Consider the following 2510-nt stretch of genomic DNA (forward strand, 5'->3'; position numbering starts at 1 on the left):
TTTTTTATTTTTATGTTGTATTTTCTTACTAATATTTGATGTGTTTTTTTAAAAAATTTAACTTTTACAGGCAATTGGACTCAATGGACTGTGGCCCCACTTGTCTTCGGATGATTGCCAAATATTATGGCAAATCCTTTTCCATTGAATTTCTAAGAAAGAGAACAGGAATTACCAAAGTTGGCGTTTCCCTGGCTGGAATTTCGGAAGCAGCTGAAAGTGTAGGTTTTCATTCAATTGGAGCTACAATTGACTACAATACATTAGTAAAAAAAGTTGCCCTTCCTTGTATAATTCATTGGAGACAAAGACATTTTATTGTTGTTTATCGAATAAAAAAAAACTTAGTATTTGTAGCGGATCCATCACACGGGCTTATGAAATATTCCAAAGATAAATTCATTTCTGGTTGGATAGGCAGCAATGCAGATAATAGTAAAGGCCTGGGGTCGGTCTTGATATTGGAACCAACTCCTAAATTCTATTCAGGAAAGGAATCTTCTGAAAACAGATATAACCTATCTTTCTTATTGTCGTATTTTCGACCCTATCGGAAACAGGTGTTTCAATTATTTCTTGGCCTAATCATAGGCAGCCTTATACAATTGATACTACCTTTCTTAACCCAAGCCATTGTTGATCAAGGAATAAGATATCAAGAATTAAACTTTATTTATCTAATTCTAATTGCACAATTAACTCTATTTATTTCCCAAACAACTGTGGAGGTAGTAAGGGGATGGATTCTTCTTCATATAACAACAAGGGTAAATATTCATTTAATATCCGATTTTTTAGTGAAATTGATGAGACTTCCGATAGCCTTTTTTGATTCAAAAAACACGGGAGACATTATACAAAGAATACATGACCATAGAAGAATACAAAACTTTTTGTCAACAACCACCATCAATACAATATTTTCAGCTTTTAACATTGTTATTTTCGGGTGGGTCTTATGGTATTATAGTCATCTAATCTTTTCAATATTTTTTTTGGGGTCAATGCTTTATATAATCTGGGCACTTATTTTTATGAAAAAACGGGCAGAGCTAGACTACAAAAGATTTGATGAGTCCTCTGATAATCAAAGTAGCCTATTCCAACTAATTTCGGGCATACAAGAAATAAAACTGAACGGGTCTGAGAGACGTCGTAGATGGGAGTGGGAGGCAATACAAGTTCGATTGTTTGAAAATTCAATGAAAAGATTGAAATTATCTCAGACACAAATTACTGGAGGTCGTTTCTTAAATGAGCTTAAAAACATTCTTATTACATTCATCTCAGCTAAATTGGTTATTGATGGTGAAATAACATTGGGTATCATGTTATCAGTTCAATACATAATAGGCCAACTTAACCTACCCATTAACAATTTTATAACCTTTGTACAAAATGGTCAAGATGCGAAAATAAGTCTCGAAAGGCTCTCAGAAATCCATAATGAAAAGGATGAAGTAAGTCCCGAAAACAGTACTCTTCAAATAATACCAGAAGATAATACAATAGAGCTAAAGTGCGTGAATTTTAGATATGGCGGAAAATCTTCACCTGCTGTTTTAGAAAATATAGACTTAAAAATTCCAAAAGGAAAAGTTACTGCTATTGTTGGCACAAGTGGTAGTGGGAAAACAACACTGTTAAAACTGTTATTAAAATTCTATGTACCTAATGAAGGAGAAATATGTGTAGGCGGGCATGATTTAAAGAAAATAAATACCAATGTTTGGAGAAATGCCTGTGGGTCGGTCATGCAAGAAGGTTTTATTTTCAATGATACGATCGCACGAAACATTACCGAATCTGATTCTGAGGGGGCCATCGATCAAGAAAGACTTAATTATGCTGTAGCCGCTGCAAACATAAAAGAATTTATTGAAAAACAGCCACATGGATACAATACCAAAATAGGTATTTCGGGAATGAAAATCAGCGGAGGACAAAAACAACGTATTTTAATTGCCCGTGCAGTTTACAAAAATCCAGATTATATCTTTTTTGATGAAGCTACCAGTGCACTTGATGCAAGCAACGAAAGGGTCATAATGAAAAATCTTCAAGAATTCTATAAGGGGAAAACTGTAATCATAATTGCTCACAGGCTAAGTACTGTTAAAAATGCTGATCAAATTGTTGTTCTGGAAAAAGGAAAAATAGTAGAAAATGGGAACCATACTCAACTAGTTGGTAAAAAAGCAGTTTATTATTCACTGGTTAAAAACCAATTAGAACTTGGTTCGAACTAATTAAACTTAAATGTTAAAAGAAAAAAATGAACTAGAGAATAAAGACCTTTTGATTGACCGGTCAGATGAGGTTAATCAAATTCTTGGTAAACCCCCGAACTGGATAATCAAGTGGGGAATTACAATTGTATTCATTGTTTTAATGTTTCTAATTATTTTAATCAATCTCATTAGTTACAAAGAAACCATAAATAGCCCTGTTGAATTAAATATTAGTAAGTCTATTAGCTATTTAAGGAAAAAAACCAATGAGAAAATAGA

The 2510-nt window shown here is 33.1% G+C and carries 2 protein-coding genes; both read left to right on the forward strand.

Features of this window, described 5'->3' with window-relative positions; all coding sequences use genetic code 11:
- Window positions 1-38: 38 nt before the first annotated feature.
- Window positions 39-2249, forward strand: a complete 2211-nt coding sequence (locus A7D14_RS17895; protein ID WP_036382869.1) for a peptidase domain-containing ABC transporter — start codon at window positions 39-41, stop codon at window positions 2247-2249.
- A gap of 10 nt (window positions 2250-2259) precedes the next feature.
- A partial coding sequence (locus tag A7D14_RS20275; RefSeq protein ID WP_218058556.1) for an OadG family protein occupies window positions 2260-2510 on the forward strand: 251 nt, incomplete at its 3' end.

Origin of the sequence: Allomuricauda sp. CP2A (assembly GCF_001683915.1) — a bacterium.
Classification (GTDB): Bacteria; Bacteroidota; Bacteroidia; order Flavobacteriales; family Flavobacteriaceae; genus Flagellimonas.

What these genes read in the sequence shown, in the direction of transcription:
- A7D14_RS17895 (WP_036382869.1), top strand. Translation starts at nt 39, where the DNA reads ATGTGTTTTTTTAAAAAATTTAACTTTTACAGGCAATTGGACTCAATG.